This is a genomic window from Albidovulum sediminis (genome assembly GCF_025380365.1).
GTDB classification, from domain to species: Bacteria; Pseudomonadota; Alphaproteobacteria; order Rhodobacterales; family Rhodobacteraceae; genus Albidovulum; species Albidovulum sediminis.
In genome coordinates, this window is record NZ_JAOCQF010000001.1 from 1915878 (window position 1) to 1939875 (window position 23998).

The following is a 23998-nucleotide window of genomic DNA, read 5'->3' on the forward strand; positions in this document are numbered from 1 at the left end:
ATATATGTAAAATCGTTAATTTGTATTGTCATATAAGTTTTGCTTACCGATAATGCCGCAAACCGCGGTCGCCGCGTCACCTTGGGGAAGACCGGATGCGCTATGTCCAGCTGCGCGCCTTTCACTATGTCGCCATCAGCGGCGGGTTTTCCCGCGCCGCGGATGAGCTTCACCTGACCCAGCCGGCCATTTCCGACCAGGTTCGCAAGCTGGAGGAGGAATATGACGTCCTGCTGTTCAACCGTCACAAGAAGCAGGTCGTGCTGACGCCCGCGGGCGATCGGCTTCTGGAGATCACACGCCGTCTATTCGACAATGAGCAGCAGGCGCTGGAGTTGCTGCTCGAATCGCGGGCACTCCGGGCGGGAACGCTGCGGATCGTTGCGGACAGCGCCCATCACCTGACGCAGATCCTGACGAAGTTCCGGGCAAGCTACCCGGGCGTCAGCATCTCCATGCGCACCGGCAACACCGACACCGTTATCGAAAGCCTCTACAGCTACGAGGCCGACATCGGCGTTCTGGGAGAGATCCCGCAAAGCCGCGATTTCGAAGCCATCCGCCTGAATTCCACCCCCATCATCGCCTTCGTGGCGAAGGGCCATCCCCTGGCCGTGCAGCCGTCGGTGACGATGGAGGCGCTTTCGCGGCACCCGCTTGTCCTGCGTGAAAGCGGATCGCGCACGCGCCAGAAGCTGGAAGCGGCGGCGCGTGACCTCGGGATCACCCTCACCGCTGCGATCGAGGCGGAAGGGCGCGAGGCGGTGCGCGAAATCGTCGCCTCGGGCGCGGGCGTCGGCTTTGTCTCGGCGGCGGAATTTGGCGAGGACAGGCGCCTTGTGCCGATCCCGATCGCCGGGGTCGCGATGATGCGGATGGACGAGGCGCTGATCTGCCTGCGCGAGCGGCGTGGCAGCACGCGGGTGGCCGCCTTCTTCGAGATTGCCCGCGCATTGACCGGGGCCAGCCCGGGTGAGGCGCCGGCGGCACAACCCATGCGATAGTTGCCTTTGGGGCACCGCATTTCCTCGACAGCCTCCGGGCGTTTCGGGATAGGCTTTGGAGGTTGGCCTCGGGCGGAACCGCGCGAATCGTTCGCCTGGGGACATGGCGCAGGACAGCCAAGCCAAAAGGCATTGAAAACGGGAGAGATTAGCCATGCCGATGAGTCCGGAGAGCCTGGAAGAACTCAGGTCCCTGATTGCGGTCGCACGGAAACGGCCCCTGTCCTTCGGCGTCTGTCTTGGCAAGCAGCCCGAGGGTGCGGTGATGGTCCTGCACCGCCTGAAGGAACCGTCGATCCTGGCGCGCCAGGCGAAAAAGGAAGGCGACACCCCGAAGGTCACCTTCGGCACCGTCGAGGTGAAGGGCAAGAAGATGATGCTGACCTGCGAGGGGGACGTTCTTCCCGGCATGTCGAAGCATCTGAAGCGGTTCCTGGCAAGCGCCGATCTGAAACTGAAGGTCGTCGCGCTCGACCCGACCGGGGCGCTTGCGGACGATGACGGCGAACCCGAGGAGGAGGCCGGCGAAGCGCAGGCGGAGGCGCCCAAGCCCTCCAGCCCCGAGGCCGAATCCTGGGCGAAGGTCGCGCCGGCGATGGCAGTTCTGGTCGGGCGCCTGCTCGATGCCGGTCACGAAAAGGCCGAACAGATCCAGGCCGCCTGGACGCGCGCCGAAAACGCGGCGGACGCCGACAACTTCACCGAGGCGCTGGCCATCGCGGCCAAGCTGAAGCCCCTGCTCACGGCAGCGCCCGCCCCGTCCGGCGGCCCGCAACCGCAAGGCGAGACGTCGGAAAGCCCGGACGCCAGGCGCTGGGCCGCCTTGCAGCCGGCCATGGCCAGGCTGTTCGAGACCGCGATGGGCTTGAACCCCGAAAACCGGAGCCAGTTGAACGCCGCCTGGGCGATGGCGGTCGAAAAGGCGGAAGCCGGCGATGCAGCCGCCGCGCTCCAGATCGCGGCGCGCCTCAAGCCGGCGCTTGAAACGGTGATCAGCAAGGGCGCAACCGGCACCGCGGCAGAGATCCCGAAGGATGTCGTGCCGTTCCAGAAATCGCGCGTGCTCTGGGCCGGCACCAAGTCGGGCATGATGGCCGAGATGGCGAAACTCGAAACGGCGATCGTGAATGCCTGCGCCGGCGACCCGGAACTCGCCCCCGTCGCGGCCGAGGCGACGGAGTTGCACAAGCGCCTTCAGGTCTTCGATTCCCGGCTTGAGGACGTGCTGGACCGGATCACCAACAGCCCCGAGGGCGCGCAGCGAACCGCGCTCAAGGCCGAGGCGCGGCTGGCGATCAAGGACTATTCGGACGCCCTCAAGGAAGACTTCTTCATGGATGTCGACAACGACAACGGCTTTGCACCCGTCGCGGTCGCCTCGACCGCGCGCAAGGCGCTTGATGCCATCGCCAAGGTCCTGGGCTGACCTGACCTGTTCCGGAGATACAGATGCCTTTTTCGTCACTCGATCCAAAAGCGCAGAAATTCGTCAAGAAGTACTTCAAGTCCGGGGGCCTGTTCGGCAAGGGCACCAGCGACGACCAGAAGGACAGGATGGCCGACGAATATCAGACCTGGCTGAATGCCCGGTCGAATTTCGTGCTCAAGCTGGGGGGCTTCCCGTCCTACATCGGCACCGAAACCATCGTTTCGGACTTCAAAAAGGCGAACCAGCTGGTCGAAGGCGACAAGAAGACCCTGAACGCCGATGCCGCGACGCGCGAGGTGGTGCGGCTTTCGAGTGCGCTCGACCGGGTCGGGCAGCAGTATGTGAACCGGCTTGAAACCGAGGCGGCGCAGTCGGTCACCCGGATGCAGGGCATGTTCGGCACCGTGCATCACCGCAAGAAGGCCGAAGACCGGCTGGGCGAACTCAGGACCGCGGGCGCCCGGACGCCGCCCGATTTCGACGCGGTGCGTTCGGCCCATGCCTTCATCCTGTCCGAAGAGATCCGGGTGAAGAAGGTCTCCGACGACTACAAGGTCGAATACGACAAGTTCAAGGGATGGCCGAAGATTGTCCGCGACCGGTATCCGGAGATCAACGACCCCTTCGTTGCCGGCGACAAGCAGGTGATCGAGGGCCTCGTCAAGGCAGCCGAAACGAAATTCGACGAACACGCGATATCGGTCGCGCGCACGCTGATCCGGGACGCCTACGGCAAGGTCGATGCCGCCAAGCGCCTGGTCAAGAACCGCAACGAGTACGAACAGGTCCGCATCGCCGCAGAGACCGAGATCAACAAGCTTCTCGCCAAGCGCAATCCCGGCGTCGAGGAAGAATGCGCCGAGATCGTGAGGCTTCGGGGGGAGGCGGCGAACCAGGCTGCCGCGCGCGACTTCCTTACCCCCTGGCACACCATGCAGGACCTGAAGAAGCGGGCGGTCGCAGCACTGCCCGCCGCGCAGGGCTATCTCGACTTCGAGGCGGCGGCCAAGACCGCGAGCGAGGCGATAGACGCGCTGGCGAAGCATCCGCAAAGCGCCTTCGCCGCGGGCCAGATCGCGGAAGCCAAATCCGTCTTCTCGCTGGCCGAGACCCTTGCCGGCGCGGGCAACTATGCCAACGCGGTGAACCGGCTGGGCATGATTCCGGACATGTGCAAGGCCGCCGGCGAGAAGGCGGCAGGCGCCGCGACATTCCAGAGCTTCGAGGCCGATGCCAAGTCCGAAGCGCCCGAGCGGATGATGCTGCGTGCGGACGCCCTCCTCAAGAGCCTGGAAAACCATCCGCGGGCGGCCCAGATCACGGAACCGATCAAGGAGCTGCGCAGCGGGTATGCCGCCGCAGACAAGGCGGTCGAGAACTTCGACGACAAGACGGCACGCGAGCGCCTCGAAGGTCTTGCGAAACTTGCCGGCATCACGCGCCAGTTCGCGGACTACGTCGACGCCTTGATGACCAGGGCGGAACAGATCACCCAGCGCGTTGCCGATCTGCGCGACACCCACGGCCAGGCGAAATACGCCGCCGAGAGCCTGAAAGAGGCATCGGAAGCCGCGAAGACCGGCCTCGACGCCGCCTCCAAGGGGCTTGACGCGGCGACGGGGCATCTGGACAAGGCCCAGAACGCCCTCGACCGCGCGCGCCGGCTGGCCGACGGGCAGGAGGTTTTCCTCATCCGCCGGGCCGAGGTGAAAACCGCGTCCGACGACGCCCTGAAGCTGACCTTCCCCGACAAGCCCGCCACGCAGTCGCGGATCGGCGATGCGTTCAGGCGGGCGGACGAATTCTCCAAGCAGCTCGACCCCGTCAAGGCCAAGGGCGCGCTTGAGGTGGTCATGGGCGAGGTAGGGGCGATCAAGTTGGCCGCCAAGGCAAAGTCCGGCACGCCGCCCACCAAGCAGGAAGTACTCGACATGATCGCGCTGCCGAACGGGCAGCGGATGCTCGACAACCTGATCGAGAAGCTTGGCCCGAACGACGTCACGCAGGAAGTCATGGTCGCCATGCTCGGCGCCCGCTTCGACATGGACGTGAAGATCTTCCGCACCAAGGACAAGCACGACCAAGGCGTTGCCAAGACGACGCTGACCGGGCCGGCGCCCAACCTGCTGGCCTACTACAAGATGATGACCAAGGTGCCGGACGCGCACACCAAGCTGAACGAAAGCCTGCTGCAGTTCGATGAGGTAGAGGGGCCGGGCGAAACGACTTCGTCCTTCAATTCAGGCGGCGGCAAGGTGGTCATGGGGGTGGCCCCGGTTCTGAACGTGGGCGCAAACGATCTCAGCAGTCCGGATCAACTCGAGAACATCGACCCCGATTGCGTCTGCGTCCCCGACAGCCAGAAAGCGAAACCCACGCACGGAACCTGGACCACCCTGCACGAGATCGGGCATGCGGTGGATGACGCCAAGAGCTTCATGAAGGGCAAGGCCGGCAACAAGGACTTCGGCGGCTGGACCGAACATGGCGCCGACTACCGCAAGATCGCGCTTGCGGTGGCCGCCGAATACGAATTCGACGCCTTCTACGTCGAGCGTCTGATTTCTGGCGGCAAGCCCGAGGACCCCGACCTGCCGGACGATCTGAAGGACAAGCCCGACGGCGCCACGACCTGGGAAGGACGCAAGCAGAAGGTGATCAGATGGTACAATGCCATGGTCACCGGCGCCGATCCCTGGTCGAACAAGCGCGCACCGACCGATTTCAACATCGGCGGCAGGGTCTATCACGAGGCCTACGACGATACCTGGGTGTCCTACGACGCCGCCGCACGCCGGAAGGGCATCACCGGCTACCAGTTCCGGGCGCCCGGCGAATGGTTCTCGGAGCTTTATGCGGCCTACCATACCGGCAAGCTCAACCCCAAGCATCCGGCGGCCAAGTGGCTCTCGGCGCTCTGACCCAGTGAAAGGACCACGCCATGTCGATGTTCACGAAACTGCCCGTGGCCTGCCCGAACTGCGGGACGGAGAACCAGATCGATATCTTCCAGAGCGTCAACGCGGACCGCAGGCCCGACCTCAAGGCCGCGATCCTCGAGGGCGGTTTCCAGGTCTGCACCTGCACAAACTGCGCGGCGGAGTATCGGCCCGACCCGGATTTCAACTATCTCGACGGCAAGGCGGGGCTTTGGGTATCCGCCCGCCCGATTCCGGCGCTGGCGAACTGGGATCAGGAAATCCTCAAGGCCTCCGACGATTTCGCGCTCGCCTACGGTGATCGCGCCGGACAGGCCGCGCGCGAGATCGGCCGCGGCCTGAAGGCGCGCATCACCTTCGGCTGGCCCGCGGTGCGCGAAAAGATCGTGATCGCGGACGCGGGGCTTGATGATGTCGCGGTCGAGGCGGTCAAGCTCGTGATCCTGCAGTCGCGGGCAGGCAACATCCTCGAGGAAGGCGTCGAACTGCGCCTGATTCAGGCGGACGATGAGAGGCTGACCTTCGGCTGGATCGATGTGGCCAGCAACGACATCCGGCAAAGCTTTGCCGCCCAGCGCGCGCTGCACGACGCGGTGCGCGACGGCGAGGACTGGGCCGAGACGCGCGCGGGCCTGTCGGGCGATATCTTCGTCGACATCCAGCGCAACTTCATCGTGCCGGAACCCGCCGGGGCCTGACACCGCCGCGCCGGTCCCGGTCAGCTCTCGCCGGCGCGCTTCGCGGAGGCTGCGTCGAGCTTCAGCCGGGTCTCGAACGCCCGTGAGATATGCGCGCGTAGCGCGGCCTGCGCGGCGGTCTCGTCCCCGGCAGCAATCGCCGTGACGATCGCCTCGTGCTCGGCCAGCGCCGCTTCCCCGCGCCCTTCTGCCGCAAGCGAGGTCGTGGCCAGAAGCGCCATCGAGCGATGGACGAGGCCCAGTTGCTGAACCAGAAAGCGATTGTGGGACGCAAGATGGATCTGCTTGTGAAACCGCCGGTTGGCACGCGACAGGGCCTCCGGATCGCCGAGGTGGGCGCGATCTTCCTCGATCATGCCCTTGAGAACGCGGATTTCCTCTTCGGTCGCGTGCTTCGCGGCCAGTCGCGCGGCGAGGCCCTCAAGTTCGGCCCGCACGACGTAAAGCTCGGCCAGCTGATTGTGATCGAGCGAGGCCACGATCAGCGATCGCCCGTCGCGCGTCAGCATCGATTGCGTTTCCAGCCGCTGCAGAGCCTCGCGAACGGGCGTGCGCGAGACACCAAGCCTGTCGGCCAGTTCCGATTCCACCAATCGGTCGCCCGGACGATAGGTTCCCCCCTCGATCGCTTCGAGGATGAGTGTATAGGCGTCTTTCTGCATCTGCCGTCCCGCCCCCCCTGTCCGCCCGTGGCCACGCGTGTGGACGGGGCGCAAACCTAGGCCGCCTGGGGGTATCGAGGCAAGGGGCTTTGCCGTCCACGGCGGATCGGAAAACCCCTGCCCCCACTTGCCCGCATCGGCACATCGTGAGAAAAAGCCCCTCCGCTCGTCTCGGGGACCGATATGCCGGCTGCCGATTTTTCCCATGTCAACTGCTGGGTCTTCGACCTCGACAATACGCTTTACCCGCCAGAAGCGCGGCTTTTCGACCAGATCGAGGTGCGGATGACGCGCTTCGTCATGCAGGCGCTGGGAATCGCAAAGGCTGAGGCGGACCACCTGCGCCGGCACTACTGGGCGCGCTACGGCACGACGCTCGCGGGGCTGATGACCGAACATGGCGTCGATCCCGGCCCCTACCTGACCGAAGTGCATGAAATCTCGCTCGACGCGCTGCGGCCTGACGACGCCCTGCGCGCGGCCATCGGCGCCCTTCCCGGACGGCGCATCGTCTACACCAACGCCTGCGCGCCCTACGCGCACCGCGTCATCGCCGCGCGCGGCCTCGACGGGCTTTTCGACGCGGTCTATGGCGTCGAACATGCCGAGTTCCGCCCCAAGCCCGAACGTGCCGCCTTCGAAACCGTCCTTGGCCGGGATGGAACCGACCCCGCCCGCGCGGCGATGTTCGAGGATGACGCACGCAACCTGGCCGAGCCGCACGCCATGGGCATGCGTACCGTGCACGTCGCCGCGGAGCCCGACCCCGCGCCGCACATCCATCACCATACCCGAGACCTGACGGCGTTCCTGCGCCGGCTCACCTGATCCCTGCGACGAAACGCCTTCTCCTGCACCTGCCGGCGCGGTCCTATCTGATCCCCGCGAACAGGAGTCTCAGATGACCGACATGCCGATTTCCCGGCCGCGCCCCGCGCGGTCCTGGTTCCATCACATACCCGTCGTGGGCTGGATCGCCTATGACATCGCGCACGGGGATTCAGACACGATCTGGTATGCCCTGGTGATCCTGCTCACCGCGCTTGTCCTTGCCGTGAAGACCTGGGGCCTTGTCGCCCTTGCCATGACGGCACTTGCCGCGGTGCCGGTGATCTTCGCGACGCTTATCCTGATCACGATCGGGAAATAGCATCCCGAAGCCGCGCGCAGGGACGGAATGCCGCTTGGCCACCGGCGGCGGATTTGTCTATGGTCCGCGCGAAGGAGCCATGCCATGCAGCCGGAGACGACCGACATCCTGATATCCGGCGGCGGCGTCGCCGGCCTGACGGCGGCGGCAGCCTTCGGCGCCGCGGGCTTCAGGGTCATCTGCGTCGACCCGGCCCCGCCCGTGACCGAGGCCGAGGCAGCCGGGGCGGACATGCGCACGACCGCGTTCCTCCAGCCGGCGCGCACCGTCCTGTCCGACGCAGGGCTGTGGGACCGCCTCGCGCCGCACGCGGCCGCGCTGCAGATCATGCGGATCGTTGATGCGGGCGGCGAGACGCCCGAACCCCGCATCGTCAAGGATTTCGACGCCGGCGAGATCGGCGATGCGCCCTTCGGCTGGAACTTTCCGAACTGGCTCCTGCGGCGGGAGATGGTTGCCCGCATCGCCGAACTGCCGAACGTCGATCTGCGCACCGGCATTGGCACCCGTGACGTCCTGACGCGGGAGGGCGAGGCGCGCGTGACGCTGTCGGACGGCTCACGGATCGCCGCGCGGCTGCTGATCGCCGCCGACGGCCGCACCAGCCCGGTGCGCGAGGCGGTGGGGATCGGGGTGAAGACCATCCGCTACGGGCAGAAGGCGCTGGCCTTCGCCGTCACCCACCCGATCCCGCATCAGAACGTCTCGACCGAGATTCACCGCTCGGGCGGGCCGTTCACGCTGGTGCCGCTGCCTGACCGCGACGGGCGCCCCTGCTCTGCCGTGGTGTGGATGGAGCGTGGCCCCGAGGCGGAGCGGCTGGCCGCCCTGCCCGTCCCCGAGTTCGAGGCCGCGATGTTCACCCGCTCCGCCGGGCTTTTCGGGCCGCTGACACTGGTCACCCGCCGTTCGGTCTGGCCGATGATCGCCCAGATCGCCGACCGGTTCGAGGCCGAGCGCACCGCCCTTATCGCCGAGGCCGCCCATGTGGTGCCGCCTATCGGCGCGCAGGGGCTGAACATGTCGCTGGCAGACCTGGCCTGCCTTCTGGAGCTTGCTAAGGCCGCCCCCGACCGGCTGGGGGAGCGGGCGATGCTGATGGCCTACCACCGCCGCCGCTGGCCCGAGGTGAAGGCGCGCGTGACTGGCATCGACCTGCTGAATCGCGCCTCGATGCTGTCGCCGCGCGCCCTGCGCGACCTGCGCGCGGGAACGCTCAACGCGCTTTACTCCCTGTCGCCGGTGCGCCGGACGCTGATGCGGGCCGGGCTCGGGATGCGCTGAGGCGTCAGGCGAGCGCCGCGTCAAGCGCGCGACGCACGCGGGCAACGGTGCCCTCGACGTCATAAAGCTTGTCGAGGCCGAAAAGACCGATGCGGAAGCTGCGGTAACCCTCGCCCTCGCCCACCTGCAACGGCACGCCCGCCGCGATCTGCGCACCCTGCGCGGCAAACTTCTTGCCGTTCTGGATCTCGGGATCGTCGGTGAAGCTGACCACGACACCCGGCGCGCCGAAGCCATCGGCCGCGACGGAGCGGATGCCGCGCGACGCAAGCTCGGCCCGGACCGCATCGCCCAGCGCCCATTGCGCGGCGCGCAGCCGCTCGAACCCGTAACCCTTCGTTTCCTGCATCGTGTCGCGGAAGGCCTTCAGCGCGTCCGTGGGCATGGTCGCGTGATAGGCATGCCCCCCGCCCTCATAGGCCGCCATGATCGCGCGCCACTTCTTGAGGTCGAGCGCGAAGCTGTCGGAGGCGGTCGTCTCCATCCGCTTCCCGGCCTCGTCGCTCATCATCACCAGACCGGCCGAGGGCGAGGCGGACCAGCCCTTCTGCGGGGCCGAGATCAGGACATCGACGCCCACCGCCTTCATGTCCACCCAGACGCAGCCCGAGGCAATGCAGTCGAGGACGAAAAGCGCGCCCACCTCGTGCGCGGCCGCCGCCAGCGCGCGGAGATAGGCGTCGGGCAGGATCATGCCGCTTGCCGTCTCCACATGCGGCGCGAAGACGACGTCGGGCCGCACCTCCGCGATCTTCGCGACGACATCCTCGATCGGCGCGGGGGCGAAGGGGGCCTGCGGCTCGTTGCCCGCGCGGCGCGCCATGGCGACGTGGGTTTCGGCAGCAAAGCCACCCGCCTCGAATATCTGGGTCCAGCGGTAGGAGAACCAGCCGTTGCGCACGATCAGCGCGCGTTTGCCATGCGCGAACTGCCGCGCGACCGCCTCCATCGCATAGGTGCCGCCGCCCGGTACCAGCGCCACCGCATCGGCGTTGTAGACTTCGCGCAGCATGCCGGAAATGTCACGCATCACGCCCTGGAACTGCCGGCTCATGTGGTTGAGCGAGCGGTCGGTGAAGACGACCGAAAACTCTTCGAGGCCGTCGGGGTCGATATGGGGCAGCAGCGCCGGCATGAGATCCTCCATCCTGTCTGTCTCCTCCGGTATCGCACGAGGAGGGCGAAGGCCAAGAGATTCACGACAGTAGTTGGCGCAAATCCGCATCAGCCCAAGGGGCCGGGCCGCCGTTCCTCGCTCAGCAGCACGTTCGCCTCGACGTTGCCGACGCCCGGCAGCGTCATGATCCGGCGCCGCAGCACGCGCTCGAAATCGGCGATGTCGCGCGCGGTGACCCTGAGGCGGTAGTCGTAAAGACCAAGGACGTGCTGCACCGTCTGCACCTCGGGGATGGCCGTTGCCGCGCGCTCGAAGTCCTCGAGGCTCACGCGGCCCTTGGTGGCAAGCTTCACGCCCAGGAAGACGGTGACACCAAAGCCGATTGCCGTGCTGTCGAGGTCGATCCGGCGGCCGGCGATCACGCCCGCCTCTTCCATCCGGCGGATTCGGCGCCAGGTTGCGGGTTGCGAAAGGCCGAGCGCCCGCCCGATGGCGCCCGCGCTTTGCGCCGCGTCGGCGACCAGCGCACGCAGGATCGAGCGGTCGGTGTCGTCAAGCGCGATCACAGTGGCAGGCTCCCGGTATCCTTGATGGTGGAGACGAGCATCAGGCTTTCGATATCGGCGATGTGCGGCAGGGTCAGGATGCGGTCGCGGTAGACCTCCTGATAGTGCCCCATGTCGCGCGCGATCACGTTCAGACGCACGTCCACCCGCCCGAGGAAGGTCTGGATCTCGATCACTTCCGGCACGCCGCGCGCTGCCGCCAGAAACTCGTCGAAGGCACGCGGATGGGTCTTGTCGAGCGTGAATCGCAAGGAGACTTCGACCGCCCAGCCCAGCGCGCGCCAGTCGATGACCGCATGCTGGCCGCGGATCACGCCCGCCTGCGCCAGCTTCTCGATCCGCCGCCAGGCGGTGGCCGCGGTCACGCCCGCCCGTTCGGCAAGCTCGGCGGAACCGAGCGAGGGTTCGGCCAGAAGTTGGCGCAGGATGCGGCGGTCGGTGTCGTCAACTTGCATGATCGTTCCACAAGTATGAATTATCGCGAATGATAATTCTTACTTATCTGCCTTTTTATTAACATTTGCACGGGAAATTCTACGAAACCTTCTATGGTCTCCGTCAGCAACAAGGAAAGGAGCGCCCGATGCGCGTCTATTACGATCGCGACTGCGATATCAACCTTATCAAGGACAAGAAGGTCGCCATCCTCGGCTATGGCAGCCAGGGCCACGCCCATGCGCTGAACCTGCGCGATTCGGGCGCCAAGAACGTCGTCATCGCGCTGCGCGAAGGCTCGCCCTCGGCGGCCAAGTGCGAGAAGGAAGGCCTCAAGGTCATGGGCATCGCCGAGGCCGCCGCGTGGTGCGACCTGATCATGTTCACCATGCCCGATGAGCTGCAGGCCGCGACCTACAAGAAATACGTCCACGACAACCTGCGCGAAGGCGCCGCCATCGCGTTTGCCCACGGTCTGAACGTGCACTTCGGCCTGATCGAGCCGAAAAAGGGCGTCGACGTCATCATGATGGCCCCCAAGGGCCCCGGCCACACCGTCCGCGGCGAATACACCAAGGGCGGCGGCGTCCCCTGCCTCGTCGCCGTCCACCAGGACGCCACCGGCAAGGCGATGGAAATCGGCCTCTCCTACTGCTCGGCCATCGGCGGCGGCCGCTCGGGCATCATCGAGACCAACTTCCGCCAGGAATGCGAAACCGACCTCTTCGGAGAGCAAGCCGTGCTTTGCGGCGGCCTTGTCGAGCTGATCCGCATGGGCTTCGAGACGCTGGTCGAGGCCGGTTATGAGCCCGAAATGGCCTACTTCGAGTGCCTGCACGAGGTGAAGCTGATCGTGGACCTGATCTACGAGGGCGGCATCGCCAACATGAACTACTCGATCTCGAACACCGCCGAATATGGCGAGTATGTCTCGGGTCCGCGCATCCTGCCCTATGACGAGACCAAGGCGCGGATGAAGGCGGTCCTCAGCGACATCCAGACCGGCAAGTTCGTGCGCGACTTCATGCAGGAAAACGCCGTCGGCCAGCCCTTCTTCAAGGCGACTCGCCGCATCAACGACGAGCACCAGATCGAGAAGGTCGGTGAAAAGCTGCGCGCGATGATGCCCTGGATTTCCAAGGGCAAGATGGTGGACAAGTCGCGGAACTGACGCCAATCTGCCGGGGAGTTCACGCTCCCCGGCACAACTGCGAGGCTGCCATAGATCCGCTTCATCCCACCGGCATCGACGCCTACAAGCCCGGCGAAATCGCAGGCCTGGTCGAGGCGGCAGGGGTCGCCAAGGCACGTCTGCCCCTCATCTCCATGCTGACGCTCGCGGTTCTTGCGGGGGCGTTCATCGCGCTGGGCGCGGCGGCCTACACCATGGTGATGACCGGCGCGGACCCCGGCTTCGGGCCGCACCGGTTCCTGGGCGGCGTGGTCTTTTCGCTCGGCCTTGTCCTTGTCGTCGTCGGCGGGGCCGAGCTTTTCACCGGCAACGCGCTGATGACCATGGCGGCCGTCGACGGCAAGATCGGCCTGCGGGAGCTTTCGCGCGCCTGGGCCGTCGTCTATGCCGGCAACCTCGCCGGGGCGCTGGCGATCGCCGCGCTTTTTGCCGGGACGGGTCTTCTGAACGGGCCGATGGGCGAGACCGCGCGCGCCATCGCCGAGGCCAAGGCCGCGCTGGACCCGGCCGCCGCCTTCTTCCGCGCCATCCTCTGCAACGTGCTGGTGTGCCTTGCGGTCTGGCTGTCGCTCGCCTCGCGCAGCGCCTCGGGCAAGCTCATGGCCGTCGTCCTGCCGGTCGCGGCCTTCGTCCTGCTTGGCCTTGAACACAGCATCGCCAACATGTTCTTCTTCCCGCAGGCGCAGTTTGCGGGCGCCGATATCGGCCTCGGTGCGATCCTGTCGAATCTTGCCGTGGTGACGCTGGGCAACATCGTCGGCGGCGCGGGCGGTGTCGCGCTCAGCTATCGGCTGGCCTACCGGCCGGCCTGAGGACGGCAGCCGCGCGGGATGTCAGGCCGCCGCTTCCACCGCGGCTACGATGCCACCCACGACCTCGGCCAGCAGCGCTTCGTCCTCGCACTCCGCCATGACCCGGATCAGCGGTTCGGTTCCCGACTTGCGGATCAGCAGACGGCCTTGGCCAGTCAGGCGCAGCTCCGCCTCGCCGATCACTTTTCGAACATTCTCGGCCGACAGCGGCTCCTGTCCGGCCGCATATCTTACATTCTTCAACATCTGGGGTACGGTATCGAATTGCCGGACAAGCTCGGACGCCTTCTGGCCCGTCTCGGCCATGGCGGCCAGGAACTGAAGCCCCGCGATCAGCCCGTCGCCGGTCGTCGCGTAGTCGGTCATGACGATGTGGCCGGATTGCTCGCCGCCGAGGTTGAATCCGCCCTCGCGCATCCGCTCCACCACATAGCGGTCACCCACCGCCGTGCGTTCCAGCCTGAGACCGCGGGCCTGAAGGAACCGCTCCAGCCCCAGGTTCGACATCACCGTGGCGACAAGCGCGCCGCCCCTTAGGCGCCCCGCCTCGGCCCAGCGTCCTGCAAGCAGCGCCATGATCTGATCGCCGTCGGCGACCCGCCCCGTCTCGTCAAGGATCATCACCCGGTCGGCGTCCCCGTCGAGGCTGATCCCGAGGTCCGCGCCATGCGCGACCACCGCCTCGGCCGCCGTCCGGGTATGGGTCGAACCGCAATCCTCGTTGATGTTGAAGCCGTTCGGGGCGACGCCGACCGGGATCACCTCGGCCCCAAGTTCCCACAGGACCTGCGGCGCGGCCTTGTAGGCGGCGCCATTCGCGCAGTCGATCACGATCTTCAGGTCCGTGAGCTTGCCCCGTGCGGGAAACGTCGTCTTGGCATATTCGACATAGCGGCCCAGCCCGTCGTCGATCCGCTTCGCCCGGCCAATGTTGCGGGGCTGTGCCGGTTCGATCACGCCGGCGACCAGGCGCTCGATCTCGGCCTCGGCCTCATCAGAAAGCTTGAAGCCGTCGGGACCGAAGAACTTGATGCCGTTGTCCTCGGCCGGGTTGTGGCTGGCCGAGATCATGATGCCCAGGTCGGCCCGCATCGACCGGGTCAGAAAGCCCACCGCCGGCGTCGGCACCGGGCCGAGCAGCAGGACGTTCATCCCGGTCGAGGTAAGGCCCGCCGTCAGCGCGTTTTCCAGCATGTAGCCGGAAAGCCGCGTGTCCTTGCCGATGACGACCTGATGGCGGTTGCGTCCGTCGGTGCGGAAATAGCGCCCCGCCGCAGCCCCCAGCCGCAGCGCCATCTCGGCCGTCATCGGATAGGTGTTCGCGGTTCCCCTGACCCCGTCGGTGCCGAACAACTTGCGCGTCATCTGCCCTCTCCTGCCGCGACGGCCTGCCAAAGCCGGACTGCCTGCCTGGTTTCGCCGATATCATGGACCCGGTGCCACTGCACGCCCTGTGCGATCCCCGCCAGGGTCAGGGCGATCGTGCCGGGCCCGCGGTCGGCGGCCCGTTCGGCCCCGCCGATGGTCCCGATGAAGCGCTTGCGCGACACCCCCAGAAGAATGCCGCAGCCCAGGCCGTGAAACAGCGACAGCCCCCTGAGCAGCGCCAGGTTGTGCGCCTGCGTCTTGCCGAAGCCGATGCCGGGGTCGACCAGGATGCGCGCGCGCGGGATGCCGACGGCCTCCGCCTCGCGCACACATTCGGCGAGGTAGTCGTAGACGTCCAGCAGCACGTCCGCATAGCGCGGGTCGTCCTGCATGGTCGCGGGCGCGCCTTGCGCATGCATCAGGCAGACCGGCACGCCGCGCGCGGCGACCAGATGGCCCAGCGCCGCGTCGTAGGCAAAGGCCGACACGTCGTTGACCATCGACGCCCCCGCATCCAGCGCGGCGCAGGCGACCGGCGCCTTGCGCGTGTCGATGGAGATGGGCGTGGCCAGACCCGCCTGCCGCAAGGCCGCGATCAGGGGAACGGTGCGTTCGGTCTCCTCGGCAAGCGGCACGTCTGCGGCACCGGGGCGGGTGCTTTCGCCCCCGATATCAAGGATGTCCGCCCCGGCGCGCGCCATTTCGACGGCACGCTCCCGCGCCGCGGCCGCCTCGGCGTAAAGCCCGCCATCGGAAAAGCTGTCGGGGGTGACGTTGAGCACCCCCATGAGGCGTGGCTGGTCCATCGCCATGCCCAGAAAATCCGGCCTTGGCGCGCTGAGGGTCTTGCGCACGTCCGGCGGCAGGTCAGCAACCGGGACGACCCCGCGTGAGCCGGTGCGCGCCAGCACCTCCACCCGGTCGAACCAGCACCAGCCGCCCGCTAGTGCAAGCGCGCCTTGGGGTCGGGCGGTGTCGGTCATCGCGATCGGTCTGAAGTAATCCATGGCCGTGGTTCTCCGACGAAGCGGCGCAGTTGGCAAGCCCGCGTCAGGCGCGTTCCACCGGCACGCGGCTTCCCGCCGGGATCGTGACAGTTCCGTGAGCGACCACCCGCCGGGCGCCCAGCAACTCCGCCAGCCAGAGTGCCAGCGCCCAGCCGTCGGCCGCCTTGTCCAGAGGGGCACCGGGCGTGTCGAGCACGATCTTCGAGGGAGCCCAGACCGCCGCGCGGCCATGGCGAAGCGCCCAGTCCAGTTCGGTACGGGTGGCCACGACCTTCAGCCGCGCATCCCGCGCGGCGAGCGCCCAGGCGCGCTGCTCGATCGCAAGAAGCGCGATGCGGCGGCGCGCCTCTTCGGTCACCACATCGGGGCGCGTCGCGGGGCGCGTCTCGGGGTGCGTCCCGGGGGGCAAGCCAAGCGCCAGGATCAAGGGGTCCGGGCCGGAACCGTAACGATCAAGCAGGGCGGACAGGTCGATCGTCTCCGCGACCTCGGGCGCCAGATACACCACCACCGGGCACGGCGCACCGGCCCCCGCAATCGGCAGGGCAGCCGCATCGCGCACGATCTCCACCCCCAGCGCGAAGGGGCCGCGATCCAGCTTCTCGATCCGGAGGAAGACCCGCCGCGCCTGCGGTTCGGCCAGGATGCGGGCGGCCACGCCTTCGGCCAGCGTCTCGAGCAGGTTGAGCCGCGAGCCCGCAAGTTCTGCCTCGACCGCCTCGATCAGCCGGTCATAGGACAGGATGCGGTCGACATCGTCATCCAGCCCCGCCGGCAGCGGGGCGATCTCGACGACGATGTTGAAGCGCAGCCGCTGGGTTGCGCCGCGCTCCTCCTGAAAGGCGCCGATGTCGGCGGACACGACGAAGTCCCGCAGCGACAGCCGGTCCGGCAAGCCGCCGGCCGCGCTGGCACGAGCTTCGGGATGATCGAATGCGGTGGCGATGTCGTCTGTCATGGTCTGCCCCTGAAGCCCGCGCCATCGTAGCGGTGGACGCCGGGAAAGGGCAGCCCGGACGCGACCTGCCCGATCAGTTCAGCGCCGTCCTGAGCGGCGGGCGATAGAAGAGGTGGGAGCCGATCCTAGCTGTCAGTTCGAACCGCTTGGACCAGCGGGGCGTAACCATCGGCGTGTGGAAGAAGGTCGCCCCTTCCGTCAGAAGGCGCGGTGCGCCCCCCAGCATGGCCCCGGCGATCTTGGCCGATCGCTTCCAGGCCTCGGGCTCCGATATGACCTCGGCGCGGCCGTCGCAGGTGTAGGAGAACTGGCATCCGCCGTCACCGCCCTGATTGACGACACCGCACACGGACTTGGGAAAGGCCGGGCTGTCCACGCGGTTGAGGATGACCTCCGCGACCGCCGCCTGGCCCTTGATCGACTCGCCGCGCGCCTCGAAGTAGAGCGCCTCTGCCAGGCATTCGAGTTCCTTGCTCGCCTCCGGCCGCGGCAGCTGCGCAAGCCAGGCCGCATCGTAGGACATGACCGGCTTGCCACGGGCCTTGCCGTTCCCGGACGACGCTGTTGCGACGGCGGCGATGGCCTCGGCATCGAGCGAACCGATCGCGACGCGCTCCTGCCCCAGAAGCGCCGTCATGTGTACGTCGATCGACCCGTCCGGGTCGTTCGATTGGCTCACCGTCATCTCGGCGTGAACGCCTCCGGCAAGACCGAAGAGCAGGACGACAGAAGCCGCCCAGCGCATCAGCACTGACATTGGTGGTTTCCCGAATTGCTTCGACGAGCCACAGCCCCCAGGCAATGACCGTCGGCGGGCATAGCGCAATCCGGTCAGGCTGTCCACCCTTGGGTCAGAACGGCAACAAAGCGCGCCGAGTCCGGCAGTTTGTTGCCGATTCGCTCGCGCCGACTTTCCGCGGCCCCAGTCCCGCCAGAAGGGCCTAATTACCTGAAAATATTCACGCTTCGGAGTCGCGCCGCGGTTCGAGCAGGGCAAAGTGCGCCGCCGCAAGCCGCGCCACCGGCACCCGGAAGGGCGAGCAGGAAACGTAATCGAACCCGGCCCGGCGGCAGAAAGCGATGGATTCGGGGTTGCCGCCATGCTCTCCGCAGACCGAAATCGTGACCTCGGGGCGCGCGTTCCGCCCCCGTTCGGACCCGATCAGCAGCAACTCGCCCACCCCGTCGCTGTCGAGCACATGGAACGGGTCTTCCGGATAGACGCCCTGCTGCACATAGGCGCCCATGAAGCGGCCGGCATCGTCGCGCGACAGGCCATAGGTCATCTGCGTCAGGTCGTTGGTGCCGAAGGACAGGAAGGCCGCGTGCTGCGCGATCTCGCCGGCACGCAGGGCTGCGCGCGGGGTCTCCACCATGACCCCCAGGCGATAGTCGAAATCGGTCTTGTGTTCGGTCCGGACCGCCGCCGCGACGGCATCGATCCGCGTCTTGACCAGTTCGACCTCGCGCTTGGCCGAGACAAGCGGGATCATCACCTCCGGCACGACCGCGGCGCCACGGCGCGACGCCTCGACCGTCGCCTCGAAGATGGCGCGCGCCTGCATCTCGTAGATTTCCGGAACGGTGATGCCCAGCCGGACCCCGCGCATGCCCAGCATCGGGTTGAATTCAGACAGCGCCTCGACCCGGCGCATCACTTCGGACAGGGGCCGGTCCAGCGCCTCGGCCAGTTCGCGCATCCCCTCGCGGTCCTGAGGCAGAAACTCATGCAGCGGCGGGTCGAACAGGCGGATGCAGACGGGCAGCCCCGCCATGATGTCGAAAAGCGCGATGAAGTCGGCGCGCTGCATCGGCAAGAGCCGGTCGAGCGCCACCTTCCGGTCCTTGGCGGTGTTGGCGAAGATCATCTCCCGCATGACGGTCAGGCGGTCTTCGTCGAAGAACATGTGCTCGGTCCGGCAAAGCCCGATGCCCTCGGCCTCGAACATCCGCGCGGTACGGGCATCGTCGGGCGTGTCGGCGTTTGCGCGCACGCCGATGTCGCGCACGTTGTCGGCCCAGTGCAGGAGCGTGCGGAACCATTCGTCGAGCGCGGGCTCCAGCATTTCGGCGGCGCCCGACAGAACCTCGCCGTTGGTTCCGTCGATCGTCACCACGTCGCCCTCGCGGAAGACCCGCCCATCGCGGGCGGTGAAGCGTCGCTCGCGCAGGTCGAGCGTCAGGTCGGAGGCGCCGACGATGCAGGGAAGGCCCAGCCCGCGCGCGATCACCGCGGCGTGGCTGGTGATGCCGCCGCGTTCGGTCAGGACGGCGACGGCAGCGTGCATCCCGCGGATGTCCTCGGGCGCGGTCTCGCGGCGGACGAGGATGCAGCGTTCGTCGCGGGCGGCGGCGGCCTGCGCGTCGGCGGCGGAAAAGACAATCCGGCCCGAGGCCGCGCCGGGGCTGGCCGCGATGCCGCGGGCGACACAGTCGCGCGGCACGCGCGGATCGACCTGGTAGTGCAGAAGCTCCGATATGGCGCGCGGCTGCACGCGCAGGATCGCCTCCTCGCGGGTGATGATCTTTTCCGTCGCCAGGGTGACGGCGGTCCTGACCAGCGCGCGGGCCGACCGCTGCACGCGCACCGCGTCGATGATCTTGAGCGCGCCGTTCTCGACCGCGAACTCGATCAACATCTCCTCGCGCAGCTTCTCGCGGCAGCGGCGGCAATGATCCTGCAGGGTGGCGAAGACCTCGGGCGCCACCTCTTCCAGCGACTGCCCGCGCTTGTCGCGGACAAGGTAGAGCGTTTCGCCGGTCTTGCGGTTGGCCGGGTTGAGGCCGCGGAAGCGCCCCGTCACCTGCGGCGCGCCGGTGACGGGCTCGATCAGCTGGATCGTCCCCGCGCCCGAAAGGCCCGGCCCGATCGCCTGGGCCATTTCCTGCACCACAAGGCCCAGCGTCGCGTCCGAAGGCGCGCCCTTGGCCTCTCGCAGCAGCCGGGCGGTCGTGCCTTCCCAGGCGCGCGCCATCGAGCGCAGCACCTCGGTCAGCTGGCGCGCCGGGGACTGGGGGAACTCCTCGTCCATCTCCGCCTCATAGGCGGCAAGTGCGGCGGCCAGTGCCTCGGACGAGGGTTCGGCGGTGAACATGTCAGGGTCGAGCCGCGCGACATGAACGGCATAGGACTGCACAAAGCCGAGGTAGATCGCATCGGCGAAGCGCTGGCCCTGGGTGCGGACGAATTCGGCGTGCTTGGCCGCGTTCATGCCGACGTTCAGCACCGTCCCCGGCCCGCCCCATTCGGGGTTCGCGGGGCTGGGGCGGATCGAGACCAACGCACCCTCGAACAGGGCCGCCAGCCGTTCGGTATCGGGCATCAGGCCCGAGGCGATGGCGCGCACGGTGTCGCAGGGCAATGCCACCGTCTTCGGCACCGGCAGGCCGAGGCGGACGAGCCGTTGCAGGCACTTGGCGCGCCAGCCGTGGCGTGCGGCCTCGATCCCCTCGGCGGGGGTAATTTCGGTGAACTCGGCGAAGTCCGTATGTTTCTGCACTGCGGCATACCTTTCGAGGGCCGCAGAATACGCCCTTCGCGCCACTTGTCCAGCGCCACGAGGGCGCCGACGCGCGGGGGCGCTGCCCCCGCGACCCCCGGAGTATTTCCGCCAGAATGAAAGGGGCTTAGCCTTCGAGCCTGGTCAGGTCGGCGACGGAGAGGCAGATCTGGCGGATGCGGGAGAGGAGGTTCAGCCGGTTGCGGCGCACGACCGCGTTGTCGGTGTTCACCTGCACCGCCTCGAAGAAGGCGTCGATGGGGGCGCGAAGGGCCGCCATCGCGGACATGGCGGCGGCGAAATCCTCGGCCTTCATCGCGGGGGCGATGGCGGCCTCGGCCGTGTCGAGGGCGGCGAAGAGGGTGCGTTCGGCCTCTGCTTCGGCAAACTTCGGATCGGCGCCGAAGGAATATTCGACCCCGTCCTTTGCCTCGGCCTGGGTCAGGATGTTGTTGGCGCGCTTGAAGCCCTGGAGGAGGTTTTCGCCGTCGTCGGTCTTGAGGAAGGCGGCGAGCGCCTCGGCCCGCCGGACGAGGAGGGTGAGGTCGTCGTTGCCGGGCATCGCGAGCGAAGCGTCGATCACGTCGTGGCGGATGCCCTCGTCGCGAAGGTGAACCTTGAGGCGGTCGTGGAAGAAGGCGAGGAGGTCGGAAGACTTTCGATCCATTTCAGAAAGTACAACCTCTTGTCGCCTCGGGTCGTCTGATATGAGTGCGTCCTTTCGCATTCGTTCATACGCTTCCTGGCCCAGATCATCGTAGCCCATATCAGCGAGCCTATCGCGCAATTGCCGTGCGATCGCAGAGCCATCCCGCCCAACGATCTGCCCCATGTGACTAATCACTCTCAATCTCAATTGGCGGGTCATCGGCCAACGCACCCCATTCCCCAGTACCAACCGGATCACCCCAAGCGCCGCCCTACGCAGCGCGAAGGGGTCCTTGCTCCCCGTCGGTTTCTCGTCGATCGCCCAGAAACCGGTCAGCGTGTCGATCTTGTCGGCGAGTGCCACGGCGACGGAGACCGGGTCGGTCGGGACGTCGTCGGAGGGCCCGAGCGGCTGGTAATGCGCCTTGCAGGCCGTCGCCACGGCCTCCGGCAGGCCCGCCGCTCGGGCGTAATAGACGCCCATCGTGCCCTGCAACTCGGGAAACTCGCCCACCATCGCCGATTGCAGGTCGGCCTTGGCGACCCGCGCGGCCTCTGCCGCAAGGTCAGGCTTGGCGCCGACGAGGGGTGCGATCTCGCGCGCCAGCGCCTCGATGCGGGCGATGCGGTCGGCCTGGCTTCCGAGCTTGTTGTGGAAGGTGACGTGGGCCAGGCCCGCGGCCATGCCTTCCATCCCCACCGCCTTGACCGTGCGCAAGTCATTCTCCCAGAAGAACTTCGCGTCGCTGAGCCGCGCGGAGAGCACCTTCTGGTTGCCCTTCAGGATCGTCGCGCCGTGGTCGGCGGTCTCGGTGTTGGCGACGGTCACGAAGCCCTCGATCCGCCCTGTTTTCGGGTTGCGGCAGGAAAAGAACTTCTGGTGTTCGCGCATCGAGGTCTGCAGCACCTCGGGCGGCAGGCCCAGGAAATCCTCGCCGATCCGGCCCATCAGGACGACGGGCCATTCCACCAGCCCCGCGACCTCGGCCAGAAGGCCCTTGTCCTCAACCACCTCCAACCCGGCGGCAAAGGCCATGGTGGTGGCGTCGTGCCAGATGTGGTCGGCGCGGTCGTCGGGCGACAGGATCACATGCGCGCGCTTCAGCCGTGCCGCGTAGTCGTCAAAGCCCGTCACCGCGAAGGCGGCGGGCGCAAGGAAGCGGTGGCCGCGCGTGGTGTTGCCCGACACGATCCCGTCGATGTCGAGCGGCACGACCTCCGCCCCGTGGTCGTCGGTGAGGATGCAGAGGATCGAGTGGAGCGGGCGGACCCAGCGCAAGGTGCCCGCGCCCCAGCGCATCGACTTCGGCCAGGGGAAGGTGCGGATCGTGGTCTCCAGAGCCTCGGCCACGATCGCGGCGGCCTTGCGACCGGGTTTCTCGACCACGGCGAAGTACGCCTGCCCCTTGCCCGCATCGCGAACCTCAAGCTGGTCGAGCCTCAGCCCGGTGGCGCGCAGGAAGCCCTGCACCGCCGCCTCGGGCGCGGTCGTCGCGGGGCCCTTGCGCTCCTCGCGCACGGGCCGGCTTTCGGCGGTCAGCGCCTCGATCGCCAGGGTCAGGCGGCGGGGCGTGGAAAAGGCCTGGGCGGCGCGATAGGTCAGGCCGGCCTCGACCAGCCCGTCGGTGACGAGCTTTTTCAGGTCCTCGCGCGCCTTGGCCTGCATGCGGGCGGGGATTTCCTCGGAAAAGAGTTCGATCAGAAGGTCGGGCATTTACTTTTCCGCGCTTTCGTTCAGCTGGTGCCAGGCATAGGCCCGGCCATCGGGATAGACCGCGACGACGCGATCCACGCCGGGGTGGATGTTCTTTTCGGACAGGAAGGCGAGTGCGGCGCCCGATTGCAGGTCATCGCCGATCGCCTCGGCGTCAAAGCAGTCGAACCACGAGGGCGCATTGACCGGCGTCGGGTTTTCGTAGGGCTCGAATGTCTCGCTCAGCATGGCCAGCGTCATCGGCGTGACGAAGCAGCCACGAAAGCGCAGGGGGGAACTGTCGGCGTCGATCCCCTCGAAATCGGAGGTCAGCATCGCCTCCTGCGCGCCGCCCAGCGACACCAGCCGGATAGCGGCGGTGGGCGAGGAGACCTCGACCGGGCGGTAGAAGGCGTAGACCTGCAGGTAATACATCGCGGCTCCCGCGACGAGGGCGCTCAGCACGAGGAAACCTCCGACGATCTTGCCATTCACGCCGCCACCCCGCCCGCCTCGGTGGTCACGAAGGCGTCGGCGCATTTCTTCGCCAGCGCGCGGACGCGGCCGATGTAGGCCTGGCGTTCGGTCACCGAGATGACGCCGCGGGCGTCGAGAAGGTTGAAGAGGTGGCTGGCCTTGATGCACTGGTCATAGGCGGGGTGGGCCATGACGATCCGCCGGCCCGCCTTGTCCTCGGGCGCGGCGGCGAGGATGCGCTCGCATTCCGCTTCGGCGTCCTCGAAATGCTTCAGGAGCATGTCGGTGTCGGCCTGGTCGAAGTTCCAGCGGCTGTATTCCTGTTCGGTCTGGCGGAAGATGTCGCCATAGCTCAGCGGGATCGGCGATTGCGGGTCATTGAAGGGCATGTCCATGACGTGGTCGATACCCAGCACATACATGGCAAGCCGTTCGAGCCCGTAGGTCAGTTCGCCCGAGACAGGGTGGCAGTCATGCCCGCCGACCTGCTGGAAGTAGGTGAACTGCGAAACCTCCATGCCGTCGCACCAGACCTCCCAGCCGAGGCCCCAGGCGCCCAGCGTCGGGCTTTCCCAGTCGTCCTCGACAAAGCGGATGTCGTGGAGGTGCGCGTCGATGCCGATGGCGGCGAGCGAGCCCAGGTAGAGATCCTGGAGGTTCGGCGGCGAGGGTTTGATCAGCACCTGGTACTGGTAGTAGTGCTGAAGCCGGTTCGGGTTCTCGCCATAGCGCCCGTCGGTCGGACGGCGCGAAGGCTGGACATAGGCCGCCGCCCAAGGGCGCGACCCCAGCGCGCGCAGCGTCGTTGCCGGGTGGAAGGTGCCCGCCCCCACCTCCATGTCGTAGGGCTGGAGAACGGCACAGCCCTGCCCGGCCCAGTAGGATTGAAGCCGCAGGATGATCTCCTGGAAGGAACGCGGGGCGGTCTGGGTCATGTCGGGCCTGTTCTCGGGCGAAAGCGCGTTCTCAATAGGCAACAGGCCGGGGGCGGTCAATCGGCGCGAGGGGTTTTTGGCGTGACCTCGCCGCCCATCCTCTCTAGTTTCGGCCCCGGATTCG

21 protein-coding genes are annotated in these 23998 nt (G+C 67.2%); 9 read left to right on the forward strand and 12 right to left on the reverse strand.

What is annotated here, in order from left to right; translation table 11 throughout:
• The first annotated feature begins 95 nt into the window (after positions 1-95).
• From N5I32_RS09445 to N5I32_RS09460, 4 genes are all read left to right on the forward strand, one after another.
• On the forward strand, positions 96-1004 hold the full coding sequence (locus tag N5I32_RS09445; protein ID WP_261495204.1) for a LysR substrate-binding domain-containing protein: 909 nt from the start codon (positions 96-98) through the stop codon (positions 1002-1004).
• A 154-nt stretch (positions 1005-1158) separates the two neighbouring features.
• Positions 1159-2430 (forward strand): hypothetical protein, encoded by a 1272-nt coding sequence (locus N5I32_RS09450; protein ID WP_261495205.1) that lies wholly within the window; start codon positions 1159-1161, stop codon positions 2428-2430.
• A gap of 23 nt (positions 2431-2453) precedes the next feature.
• Positions 2454-5354, forward strand: a complete 2901-nt coding sequence (locus N5I32_RS09455; protein ID WP_261495206.1) for a hypothetical protein — start codon at positions 2454-2456, stop codon at positions 5352-5354.
• A 20-nt stretch (positions 5355-5374) separates the two neighbouring features.
• Complete coding sequence (locus N5I32_RS09460; RefSeq protein ID WP_261495207.1) at positions 5375-6070, forward strand: CpXC domain-containing protein; 696 nt, start codon at positions 5375-5377, stop codon at positions 6068-6070.
• Positions 6071-6090: 20 nt separating this feature from the next.
• Here the strand turns inward: N5I32_RS09460 and N5I32_RS09465 are convergent, their stop codons facing one another.
• Positions 6091-6732: a GntR family transcriptional regulator gene (locus N5I32_RS09465; RefSeq protein ID WP_261495208.1), complete on the reverse strand. Its 642-nt coding sequence runs from the start codon at positions 6730-6732 to the stop codon at positions 6091-6093.
• A 183-nt stretch (positions 6733-6915) separates the two neighbouring features.
• Here N5I32_RS09465 and N5I32_RS09470 point away from each other — a divergent pair, with 183 nt between their 5' ends.
• From N5I32_RS09470 to N5I32_RS09480, 3 genes are all read left to right on the forward strand, one after another.
• Positions 6916-7560 (forward strand): pyrimidine 5'-nucleotidase, encoded by a 645-nt coding sequence (locus tag N5I32_RS09470; RefSeq protein ID WP_261495209.1) that lies wholly within the window; start codon positions 6916-6918, stop codon positions 7558-7560.
• Positions 7561-7633: 73 nt separating this feature from the next.
• Positions 7634-7882: a hypothetical protein gene (locus N5I32_RS09475; protein WP_261495210.1), complete on the forward strand. Its 249-nt coding sequence runs from the start codon at positions 7634-7636 to the stop codon at positions 7880-7882.
• An 84-nt stretch (positions 7883-7966) separates the two neighbouring features.
• Positions 7967-9166: a UbiH/UbiF family hydroxylase gene (locus N5I32_RS09480; RefSeq protein ID WP_261495212.1), complete on the forward strand. Its 1200-nt coding sequence runs from the start codon at positions 7967-7969 to the stop codon at positions 9164-9166.
• A 4-nt stretch (positions 9167-9170) separates the two neighbouring features.
• On the opposite strand, the gene N5I32_RS09485 is transcribed toward N5I32_RS09480, so the two are convergent.
• The 3 genes from N5I32_RS09485 to N5I32_RS09495 form a co-directional block, all read right to left on the reverse strand.
• Entirely contained in the window at positions 9171-10301 is a 1131-nt protein-coding gene (locus N5I32_RS09485) for an aminotransferase class V-fold PLP-dependent enzyme (RefSeq protein ID WP_261495971.1), read from the reverse strand.
• Between the two features lie 89 nt (positions 10302-10390).
• Entirely contained in the window at positions 10391-10849 is a 459-nt protein-coding gene (locus tag N5I32_RS09490) for an Lrp/AsnC family transcriptional regulator (RefSeq protein WP_261495214.1), read from the reverse strand.
• A complete protein-coding gene (locus N5I32_RS09495) occupies positions 10846-11304 on the reverse strand; it encodes an Lrp/AsnC family transcriptional regulator (RefSeq protein ID WP_261495216.1) in 459 nt (152 codons plus the stop codon). Before N5I32_RS09495 ends, N5I32_RS09490 begins: the two co-directional genes overlap by 4 nt.
• A 128-nt stretch (positions 11305-11432) precedes the next feature.
• Here N5I32_RS09495 and ilvC point away from each other — a divergent pair, with 128 nt between their 5' ends.
• Positions 11433-12455: a ketol-acid reductoisomerase gene (ilvC, locus tag N5I32_RS09500; RefSeq protein WP_261495217.1), complete on the forward strand. Its 1023-nt coding sequence runs from the start codon at positions 11433-11435 to the stop codon at positions 12453-12455.
• A gap of 107 nt (positions 12456-12562) precedes the next feature.
• Positions 12563-13288: a formate/nitrite transporter family protein gene (locus N5I32_RS09505; protein WP_261495972.1), complete on the forward strand. Its 726-nt coding sequence runs from the start codon at positions 12563-12565 to the stop codon at positions 13286-13288.
• 21 nt (positions 13289-13309) lie between these two features.
• Here the strand turns inward: N5I32_RS09505 and glmM are convergent, their stop codons facing one another.
• The 8 genes from glmM to N5I32_RS09545 form a co-directional block, all read right to left on the reverse strand.
• Complete coding sequence (gene glmM / locus N5I32_RS09510; protein ID WP_261495218.1) at positions 13310-14653, reverse strand: phosphoglucosamine mutase; 1344 nt, start codon at positions 14651-14653, stop codon at positions 13310-13312.
• Positions 14650-15663 (reverse strand): dihydropteroate synthase, encoded by a 1014-nt coding sequence (gene folP, locus N5I32_RS09515; protein WP_261495220.1) that lies wholly within the window; start codon positions 15661-15663, stop codon positions 14650-14652. The genes glmM and folP overlap by 4 nt, the downstream gene beginning before the upstream one ends.
• Before the next feature lie 43 nt (positions 15664-15706).
• Complete coding sequence (locus N5I32_RS09520) at positions 15707-16621, reverse strand: dihydroneopterin aldolase (RefSeq protein ID WP_261495221.1); 915 nt, start codon at positions 16619-16621, stop codon at positions 15707-15709.
• Between the two features lie 73 nt (positions 16622-16694).
• Positions 16695-17378 (reverse strand): cell wall hydrolase, encoded by a 684-nt coding sequence (locus tag N5I32_RS09525; RefSeq protein WP_261495224.1) that lies wholly within the window; start codon positions 17376-17378, stop codon positions 16695-16697.
• A gap of 202 nt (positions 17379-17580) precedes the next feature.
• A complete protein-coding gene (locus N5I32_RS09530; protein ID WP_439648183.1) occupies positions 17581-20121 on the reverse strand; it encodes a putative PEP-binding protein in 2541 nt (846 codons plus the stop codon).
• A gap of 127 nt (positions 20122-20248) precedes the next feature.
• Positions 20249-22483 (reverse strand): glycine--tRNA ligase subunit beta, encoded by a 2235-nt coding sequence (glyS, locus tag N5I32_RS09535; RefSeq protein WP_261495225.1) that lies wholly within the window; start codon positions 22481-22483, stop codon positions 20249-20251.
• Positions 22484-22957 carry a DUF6446 family protein gene (locus tag N5I32_RS09540; RefSeq protein ID WP_261495226.1) on the reverse strand — a complete coding sequence of 158 codons (474 nt, stop codon included), beginning with the start codon at positions 22955-22957 and terminating at the stop codon, positions 22484-22486.
• A complete protein-coding gene (locus N5I32_RS09545) occupies positions 22954-23874 on the reverse strand; it encodes a glycine--tRNA ligase subunit alpha (RefSeq protein ID WP_261495228.1) in 921 nt (306 codons plus the stop codon). The genes N5I32_RS09540 and N5I32_RS09545 overlap by 4 nt, the downstream gene beginning before the upstream one ends.
• Positions 23875-23998 lie beyond the last annotated feature (124 nt).

Bases quoted from the DNA above. Each gene is read 5' to 3' on its own strand.
- N5I32_RS09460 (WP_261495207.1), top strand. From the start codon at position 5,375: ATGTCGATGTTCACGAAACTGCCCGTGGCCTGCCCGAACTGCGGGACG.
- N5I32_RS09445 (WP_261495204.1), top strand. From the start codon at position 96: ATGCGCTATGTCCAGCTGCGCGCCTTTCACTATGTCGCCATCAGCGGC.
- N5I32_RS09520 (WP_261495221.1), bottom strand. From the start codon at position 16,621: ATGACAGACGACATCGCCACCGCATTCGATCATCCCGAAGCTCGTGCC.
- glmM (WP_261495218.1), bottom strand. From the start codon at position 14,653: ATGACGCGCAAGTTGTTCGGCACCGACGGGGTCAGGGGAACCGCGAAC.
- N5I32_RS09495 (WP_261495216.1), bottom strand. From the start codon at position 11,304: ATGCAAGTTGACGACACCGACCGCCGCATCCTGCGCCAACTTCTGGCC.
- N5I32_RS09475 (WP_261495210.1), top strand. From the start codon at position 7,634: ATGACCGACATGCCGATTTCCCGGCCGCGCCCCGCGCGGTCCTGGTTC.
- ilvC (WP_261495217.1), top strand. From the start codon at position 11,433: ATGCGCGTCTATTACGATCGCGACTGCGATATCAACCTTATCAAGGAC.
- N5I32_RS09545 (WP_261495228.1), bottom strand. From the start codon at position 23,874: ATGACCCAGACCGCCCCGCGTTCCTTCCAGGAGATCATCCTGCGGCTT.
- N5I32_RS09525 (WP_261495224.1), bottom strand. From the start codon at position 17,378: ATGTCAGTGCTGATGCGCTGGGCGGCTTCTGTCGTCCTGCTCTTCGGT.
- glyS (WP_261495225.1), bottom strand. From the start codon at position 22,483: ATGCCCGACCTTCTGATCGAACTCTTTTCCGAGGAAATCCCCGCCCGC.
- folP (WP_261495220.1), bottom strand. From the start codon at position 15,663: ATGGATTACTTCAGACCGATCGCGATGACCGACACCGCCCGACCCCAA.
- N5I32_RS09480 (WP_261495212.1), top strand. From the start codon at position 7,967: ATGCAGCCGGAGACGACCGACATCCTGATATCCGGCGGCGGCGTCGCC.
- N5I32_RS09450 (WP_261495205.1), top strand. From the start codon at position 1,159: ATGCCGATGAGTCCGGAGAGCCTGGAAGAACTCAGGTCCCTGATTGCG.
- N5I32_RS09455 (WP_261495206.1), top strand. From the start codon at position 2,454: ATGCCTTTTTCGTCACTCGATCCAAAAGCGCAGAAATTCGTCAAGAAG.
- N5I32_RS09465 (WP_261495208.1), bottom strand. From the start codon at position 6,732: ATGCAGAAAGACGCCTATACACTCATCCTCGAAGCGATCGAGGGGGGA.
- N5I32_RS09470 (WP_261495209.1), top strand. From the start codon at position 6,916: ATGCCGGCTGCCGATTTTTCCCATGTCAACTGCTGGGTCTTCGACCTC.
- N5I32_RS09485 (WP_261495971.1), bottom strand. From the start codon at position 10,301: ATGCCGGCGCTGCTGCCCCATATCGACCCCGACGGCCTCGAAGAGTTT.